The 8,203-nt window shown below is 63.3% G+C and carries 5 protein-coding genes; 1 reads left to right on the top strand and 4 read right to left on the bottom strand.

The window, feature by feature from the left end:
• Positions 1-357: 357 nt before the first annotated feature.
• Both smeE and ACVOMF_RS19810 read right to left on the bottom strand, forming a co-directional pair.
• The gene (gene smeE / locus ACVOMF_RS19805) at positions 358-3,504 is read right to left on the bottom strand and encodes a multidrug efflux RND transporter permease subunit SmeE (protein ID WP_481510791.1); all 3,147 of its coding nucleotides are present in this window, start codon (positions 3,502-3,504) and stop codon (positions 358-360) included.
• A 12-nt stretch (positions 3,505-3,516) separates the two neighbouring features.
• Positions 3,517-4,701, bottom strand: coding sequence for an efflux RND transporter periplasmic adaptor subunit (locus tag ACVOMF_RS19810; RefSeq protein ID WP_481510792.1), 1,185 nt, complete (start codon positions 4,699-4,701; stop codon positions 3,517-3,519).
• Between the two features lie 231 nt (positions 4,702-4,932).
• On the opposite strand from ACVOMF_RS19810, the gene ACVOMF_RS19815 reads away from it, so the two are divergent.
• A complete protein-coding gene (locus ACVOMF_RS19815; RefSeq protein WP_481510793.1) occupies positions 4,933-5,601 on the top strand; it encodes a TetR family transcriptional regulator in 669 nt (222 codons plus the stop codon).
• Between the two features lie 295 nt (positions 5,602-5,896).
• Here the strand turns inward: ACVOMF_RS19815 and hslU are convergent, their stop codons facing one another.
• Together hslU and hslV are read right to left on the bottom strand one after the other, a co-directional pair.
• Entirely contained in the window at positions 5,897-7,273 is a 1,377-nt protein-coding gene (hslU, locus tag ACVOMF_RS19820; RefSeq protein ID WP_481510794.1) for an ATP-dependent protease ATPase subunit HslU, read from the bottom strand.
• Positions 7,274-7,302: 29 nt separating this feature from the next.
• Entirely contained in the window at positions 7,303-7,854 is a 552-nt protein-coding gene (gene hslV / locus ACVOMF_RS19825) for an ATP-dependent protease subunit HslV (RefSeq protein ID WP_282270516.1), read from the bottom strand.
• Positions 7,855-8,203 lie beyond the last annotated feature (349 nt).

Below are 8,203 nucleotides of genomic sequence, written 5' to 3' on the forward strand. Positions count from 1 at the left end.
TTTTTTTTTGTCCGCCCGACCGCCCCCGCCCCCGCCCGCGCCGGGCCGGCCCCCCCCCCCCCCCCCCCCCCCCCCCCCCCCCCCCCCCCCACAACGCCCCTTCCTTTGGCCGAGCGCTTCTGGCCCCCTCCCTTTGACGGGAGGGTTGGGGAGGGGTTGGCTTTCAGGCTTTCCAGGCCCAGAGCTGCCCTCACCCACCCCCCGCTCCGCGCCCCGGCCCTTGCGCTGGCGCAAGCGCGTTCAACAGGGGCACAAACCGATGGTTTTTAAACGCCCCTTTTCACCCCGCAAGCGGGAGAGGGGCTAAAAAACAAAAGGTGCCTTTCGGCGCCTTTTGCTTGCAACTACCCTGCCCGCTTACTGCTGCGGCAGGTCTCCGTTCCTGGCCAGCTGCTTGCGGTTGAACAAACGCTGCACCACCACGAAGAACAGCGGGATGAAGAACAGGCCGAGCAAGGTGCCAACCACCATGCCGCCCAACACGCCGGTACCGATTGCGCGCTGTGCACCCGAACCCGCACCGGAGGCGATTGCCAACGGCAACACGCCCAGGCCGAAGGCCAGCGAGGTCATGATGATCGGACGCAGACGGTCGCGGACCGCGTGCATCGTCGCTTCGATCACGCCCGAACCCTTCTCCAGATGCTCCTTGGCGAACTCGACGATCAGGATCGCGTTCTTCGAGGTCAAACCCACCGTGGTCAACATCGCCACCTGGAAGTACACGTCACGTTCCATGCCACGCATGGTGTTGGCCAGCACCGCACCGAGGATACCCAGCGGGGCAACCATCAACACCGCGGTTGGCACGCTCCAGCTTTCATACAGCGCAGCCAAACACAGGAACACGATCAGCAGCGACAGCGTGTACAGCAGCGGCGTCTGCGAACCGGCCTCGCGTTCCTGGTAGGACACAGCCGTCCATTCGATGGTGAAACCGGCCGGCAACTGCTTGGCCAGCTTTTCCACTTCCAGCATCGCGTCACCCGAGGCCACGCCCGGTGCGGCTTCACCCTGGATTTCCAGTGCGGAGACACCGTTGTAGCGCTCAAGGCGCGGCGAACCGTAATCCCAACGCTGGCTGGCGAAGGCCGAGAACGGCACCATCTCGCCCGAGGAATTCTTCACCGTCCACAGGTTGAAGTCTTCCGGGTTCATGCGGAAGCCGTCATCGGCCTGCACGTAGACGCGCTTGACGCGGCCACGGTCGATGAAGTCATCGATGTAGCTCGAACCCCAGGCGGTGGCCAGCGTGCTGTTGATGGTGTCCAGCGACAGGCCATGCGCGCCGGCCTTGGCCACGTCGATGTCCAGACGCAGCTGCGGGGTGTCGTCCAGGCCGTTCGGTCGCACGTTGGCCAGCAGCTTGCTTTCGCCCGCCATGCCCAACAGCTGATTGCGTGCATTGACCAGCGCATCATGGCCGAGCCCGGAGTTGTCCTTCAGGAAGAAGGTGTAACCCGAGGCGATACCCAACTCCGGCATGGCCGGCGGCGGGAAGGCGAAGATGAAGGCGTCCTTGATCTGGCCAAGTGCCGCCATCGCGCGGCCGGTGATCGGGCCTACACCTTGATCAGGCGTGCGTTCACTCCAGTCCTTGAGCTTGACGAAGGCCATGCCCGAGTTCTGGCCCATGCCCGAGAAGCTGAAGCCCTGCACCGAGAACACCGATTCAACCGCGTCCTTCTCGTTCTTCAGGAAGTGGTCTTCCAGCTTGTAGATCGACTCCAGGGTACGTTCCTGGGTTGCGCCGACCGGTGCGTTGACCAGCGCCATCAGGATGCCCTGGTCTTCATTGGGCAGGAACGAGCTGGGCAGGCGCACGAACAGCAGGCCCATCACCACCGCCAGCGCCAGAAACACCGCCATGAAACGACCCGGGCGATGCAGGATGCCGCGTACGCCGCGCTGGTAGGTGCCACTGGTGCGGTCGAAGCCGTTGTTGAACCAGTTGAAGAAGCGGCCCGAGATGCCCTTGTGTGCAACGTGGTGCTCGCCCTTCTTCAGCGGCTTGAGCATGGTGGCGCACAAGGCCGGGGTCAGCACGATGGCGACCAGCACCGACAAGGCCATCGCCGAAACAATGGTCGCCGAGAACTGCCGGTAGATGACGCCGGTGGAGCCGCTCATGAAGGCCATCGGCACGAACACCGCCGACAACACCAGGCCGATACCGACCAGCGCGCCGGTGATCTGGCTCATCGACTTGCGGGTGGCTTCCAGCGGCGACAGTCCTTCCTCGGACATGATGCGCTCGACGTTCTCCACCACCACGATGGCGTCATCGACCAATAGGCCGATCGCCAGCACCATCGCGAACATGGTCAGCATGTTGATGGAGAAACCCAGCACCGCGAGGATGCCGAAGGTGCCCAGCAACACCACCGGCACGGCGATGGTCGGGATCAAGGTGGCGCGGAAGTTCTGCAGGAACAGATACATCACCACGAACACCAGCACGATGGCTTCCAGCAGCGTCTTGACCACGCCCTTGATCGACACCTTCACGAACGGTGTGGTGTCGTACGGGATCACCGCGGTCATGCCGGCCGGGAAGTTGGCCTTCAGCTCATCCAGGGTCTTGCTCACACCTTCGGCGGTTTCCAGCGCATTGGCACCCGTCGCCAGGGTGATGGCCAGGCCGGAGGCCGGCTTGCCGTTGTAACGGGTAACGAAGTCGTAGGTTTCCGCGCCCAGTTCGACGCGGGCAACGTCGCCCAGCTTCAAGGTGGAGCCATCGGTTTCAGTACGCACCACGATGTTGCGGAACTGTTCCGGCGTCTGCAGGCGATCCTGTGCATTGATGGTGGCATTGAGCTGCTGGCCCTTGACCGCCGGTGCACCGCCCAACTGGCCGACGGCGACCTGCGCGTTCTGTGCCTTCACCGCGGCGGTGACCTCGTCAACCGACACCTTGTAGGTCTGCAGCTTGGTCGGGTCCAGCCAGATGCGCATGGCGTACTTGCCACCGAACACCTGGATCGAACCCACGCCCGGCACGCGGCTCAGCGGATCGACGACATTGGAACCGACGTAATCGGAGATGTCGTTCTCATCCATGCTGCCGTCTTCGGAGACGAAGCCCAGCACGTTGAGGAAGCCCGAGCTGGACTTGGCGACGTTGATGCCCTGGCGCTGCACTTCCTGCGGCAACAGCGGCATCGCCAGCTGCAGCTTGTTCTGCACCTGCACCTGGGCGATGTCGGAGTTGGTGCCGCTCTCGAAGGTCAGGGTGATGCTGGCCTGGCCGTTGGAGGAGCTGTTGGAGGAGAAGTACATCAGGCCGTCCAGGCCCTTCATGTTCTGCTCGATGATCTGCGTCACCGAGTCTTCGACCACCTTGGCCGAAGCGCCCGGATAGCTGGCCGAAATGGACACCGCAGGCGGCGCGACCTCGGGATACATCGAGATCGGCAGCTTGAGCATTGCCAGCGCGCCGGCAAGCATGATGATGATGGCGATGACCCACGCAAAGATGGGCCTGTCGATGAAGAAGCGTGCCATGTAGTTCTCCGCTTACTGCTTTTCAGCCGGCGCCGCGGCAGGCGCGGCGGCGGGCTTGGCGGCTTCGGCACCCTTCTCGGTGGCCTGCACCGGCATCCCGGGGCCGATCTTCTGCAGGCCTTCGACAATGACCTTGTCGCCTGCCTTCAGACCGTCCTCGACCAGCCACTTGTCACCAATGGTGCGGCTGACCTTGACCGGACGAACGGCAACCTTGCCCTCGGCATCCACCACCATCGCGGAGGTATCGCCCTTGGGATCACGCGCAATGCCCTGCATCGGCACCAGCAGCGCGTTCGGGCGCACACCACTGCCCAGCACCGCACGCACGAACATGCCCGGCATCAACACCTGGTCCGGGTTGTCCACGCGCACGCGCATCAGGTAGCTGCCGGTAGCCGGGTCGACGCTGACTTCGGAGAACTCCAGCTTGCCCTTGTGGGCGAAGGTGCTGCCGTCTTCTAGCACGATGTCGACCGGCAGTTCCGAGGCGCCTTCCAGGCGACCGGCGGCCAGTTCACGACGCAGCTGCAGCAGCTCGGCCGAGGACTGGGTGACGTCGATATAGATCGGATCGAGCTGGTTGATGGTGGCCAGCGGTTCGGCCTGGCCGGCGCTGACCAGCGCGCCCTGGGTAACCGAGGACTTGCCGATCTGGCCGCTGATCGGCGCGGTGATGCGGGCATAACCCAGCGTCACATTGGCCGCATCCAGCGATGCGCGTGCGGCAAGCACGTCGGCCTCGGCCTGCTTCCAGGCGGCCTGTGCGTTCTCGTCGTCCTGCACGCTGATCACCCGCGACTTGACCAGCTCGCTGCTGCGGCGCGCGGCCAGACGGGCGGCGTTGGCGCTGGCTTCGGCACGTGCCAGCTGCGCGCGGGCACTGTTGGCCTGGGCGCGGTAGGCGGCGTCATCCAGCTGATACAGCGGATCGCCGGCCTTGACCACGCTGCCTTCGGTGAACAGGCGCTTGGCAACGATGCCGCTGACCTGTGGGCGCACTTCGGCGACCTGGTAGCCGTTGGCACGACCGGCCAGTTCACGGGTCAAGGTGATCGTTTCCGGCTTCAGCGTGACCACGGTGACCTGACCCGGCCCACCCTGCTGCGGCTGCTCCCCGCCGCCCTTGCAGGCAACGAGCGCGACGGATAGTGCGAGGGAAAGCGCGACGAGACGGTAGCGACTGATAGCAGGCATGGGAGAGGAGCTCAATGAGGAAAAGTGGCGCTCGAGGATCGGGCGGAACATGAGATACGCCCGGGCATATCCTTCCGTACCACATACGTTACGGGCACAGCCGTGGCAACCGCCACCACTACGCACATCACGGCCATCCTGCAGAGCAAGCCCGGAAAATATACATACATACACTCATGTTTGTAAACCAGTACAATTCAGGTCGGTTTCATCCAGCATTTGCACCGAGCAATGGCCAGAAAGACCAAAGAAGAGGCAGCAGTCACCCGCGAGAGCATCCTGGATGCTGCGCTGGCCTGCTTCCATGAACACGGCGTCGCCGGCAGCTCGCTGGCGGCGATCGGCGAGCGCGCGGGCGTCTCCCGCGGCGCGGTGTACTGGCACTTCAAGAACAAGACCGAAGTGCTGGAAGCGATGATCAACCGCGAGCGCGTGCCGTTCATCAAGCGCCTGCGCCAGGCCTACTCGCCCCTGCGCAACACGCCGATCCTGGACCTGCGTTCAGCGATGTTGGTGTCCTTGAGCGAACTGGCCAACGATCCACAGCTGCGCGAGATGATGGAGATCATGCTGCGCAACGACCTGTCCGCCGAGAGCGTGGCGATGCAGCAGTTGCAGCACGACAGCGTTGAAGAAGAGATGGCGATTTTCCGCCGTGCACTTGAGCGCGCGCGTGAGCTGGGCCAGCTGCGCGATGGCGTGAACACCGCAAGCAGCGCGCGCATCCTGCATGCAGGCCTGACCGGCGTGCTGTACAGCGCCATGCTGGAACCCACACAGTTCGACCTGGAACGTGACAGCCGCGAGATGCTGGACGCGCTGATGGCGCACTACGTGAAGCCCGGTGTATTCGAACCTGGCTCAGATCCTTCGCCGCTGCCACCGCCGGACGAAGACTAAGCCAGCCATGTAGTGCCGAGCCATGCTCGGCAAGGGCCTTACCGAGCAACATTGCCAGAACCGCACCAGCCGTGTGGGAGCGGCGTAAGCCGCGAAGCAAGCGAATGCAGACGCACAAGCAAAGCACCCCTCCCAACCCTCCCCTTGCCTGTGGCAAAGGGAGGGCTAAACGCAGCTCCGGTAGGGCCGCGCCATGCTCGGCAGGGGCACTACTCGCATTGCCAACAACCAAAACACACGAAAAAAAAACGGCGACACCAACGTGCCGCCGCTTCTCATCAACCCAAACCAACCGTCACAGAATGTAGCGACTCAGGTCCGGGTCCTTCACCAGCTCGCCCAGGTGCTTGTCCACATAGGCAAGGTCGATCGCAATGCTGTCGCCATCACGATCCGGCGCTTCGTAGCTCAAGGTATCCAGCAAACGCTCCAGCACAGTGTGCAGACGACGCGCACCAATATTCTCCTGACGCTCGTTGACCTGGAACGCAATCTCCGCCAGGCGATCTACTGCCTCGGCAGTGAAGTTGACCTTGACGCCTTCCGTCGCCAACAAGGCTTCGTACTGCTTGGTCAACGCCGCCTTCGGCTCGGTCAGGATGCGCACGAAATCATTCTTGCTCAGCGCGCCCAGTTCCACGCGGATCGGGAAACGACCCTGCAGCTCGGGAATCAGATCGCTCGGCTTGGCCAGATGAAACGCACCGGAAGCAATGAACAGGATGTGGTCGGTCTTCACCGTGCCGTACTTGGTCGACACGTTGGAACCTTCCACCAGCGGCAGCAGGTCGCGCTGCACGCCTTCGCGCGAGACATCGCCGCCGGATGAACCAGCGTCGCTGCGCTTGGCAACCTTGTCGATCTCGTCGATGAAGACAATGCCGTGCTGCTCGCAGGCTTCAATCGCAGCGGTGCGGATATCGTCCTCGTTGACCAGCTTGCCGGCCTCTTCCTCGATCAACAGCGGACGCGCGGCCTTGATGCTCAACGTGCGCTTGTTCGATTTGGCACTGCCAAGATTGGCAAACATCGACTTCAGCTGCTGACCCATTTCCTCCATGCCCGGCGGGGTCATGATGTCCATGCTGACGTTGGCGGAAACATCCAGTTCGATCTCGCGCTCATCCAGCTCACCAGCACGCAGCATGCGACGGAACTTGATGCGGGTTTCGTTGTCGGCAGCCGACGGTTCGTTGCGTGCTGCTTCCGGATCAAAGCCAATGCCAACGCTGCGACGCGGCAGCAGCGCGTCAAGAATCCGGTCCTCGGCCTTCTCTTCAGCCTGCGTGCGCACGCGCACCTTGGCCTGCTCGCGGTACAGCTTGACGGCGGTATCGGCCAGATCACGGATGATCTGCTCCACGTCCTTGCCGACGTAGCCAACTTCGGTGAAGCGGGTGGCTTCAACCTTGACGAACGGCGCATTGGCCAGCGTGGCCAGGCGGCGTGCGATTTCGGTCTTGCCGACGCCGGTCGGGCCGATCATCAGGATGTTCTTCGGCATCACCTCATTACGCAGCTCGACGGGCAGCTGCATGCGGCGCCAGCGGTTACGCAACGCGATGGCGACCGCACGCTTGGCATCGTGCTGGCCAACGATGTGACGGTCCAGCTCCTGCACGATTTCGCGCGGGGTCATGGTGGCGGAGGAAACTTCGATCTTGTGGCTCATGGGGTACTCGCGGTTGATGGCCGAAGAGCTCAGAGCTCTTCCACCACGACGTTGGTGTTGGTGTAGATGCAGATGCCGCCCGCGATGTTGATCGCCTCGGTGGCCACGCCACGTGCATCCAGATCGGTGTGCTTGAGCAGCGCCCGCGCCGCACTGAGCGCGTACGAGCCGCCCGAACCAATGGCGATGATGCCGTCTTCCGGCTCGATCACATCGCCGGTGCCGCTGATGATCAGCGAGGTTTCTCGGTCGGCCACGGCCAGCAGCGCTTCGAGCTTGCCGTAGCGGCGATCGGTACGCCAATCCTTGGCCAGCTCCACCGCAGCGCGAGTCAGCTGGCCGTGCTTTTCAAGCTTGGCTTCAAACAATTCAAACAAGGTGAAGGCATCAGCCGCTGCACCGGCAAAACCCGCCAGCACCTGGCCATCGCGGCCAAGCCGGCGCACCTTGCGCGCATTTCCCTTCATGACCGTATGGCCCAGGGTGACCTGACCATCGCCAGCAATCGCCACATGCTCGCCGCGACGCACGCAGCAGATGGTGGTGGCATGAAAAACACTCGGGTTCTGACTGGGGTCCATACGGCCTCCGGAATACTGTTCACCGGTAATGGGGCCGGTCAGCGCCGCGATCAAGCCTCCCCCGGCCAGCGACAGCCACCATTCAGAAAAACCCAACCGGTAGTGCCGAGCCATGCTCGGCAAAGGCCTCCCCAGCAATCCAACCAAGCATCCTGCAGGAGCGGCTTCAGCCGCGAAGCCGACACCACCGCAGTCGCCTACATGCCCGCAACCTGGCAAACCACCAGCTTCGCGGCTCACGCCGCTTGTGTCTGCCAGCCGGGTAGATTGTGGTTGAGAGCGGAGTGCGGCAGCCCGTTACGTCGCGGTGCCCAGAAGCACGTGTAGGAGTTGGGGCGCCGCACTCCAA

It is taken from the genome of Stenotrophomonas sp. STEN022 (assembly GCF_056760155.1).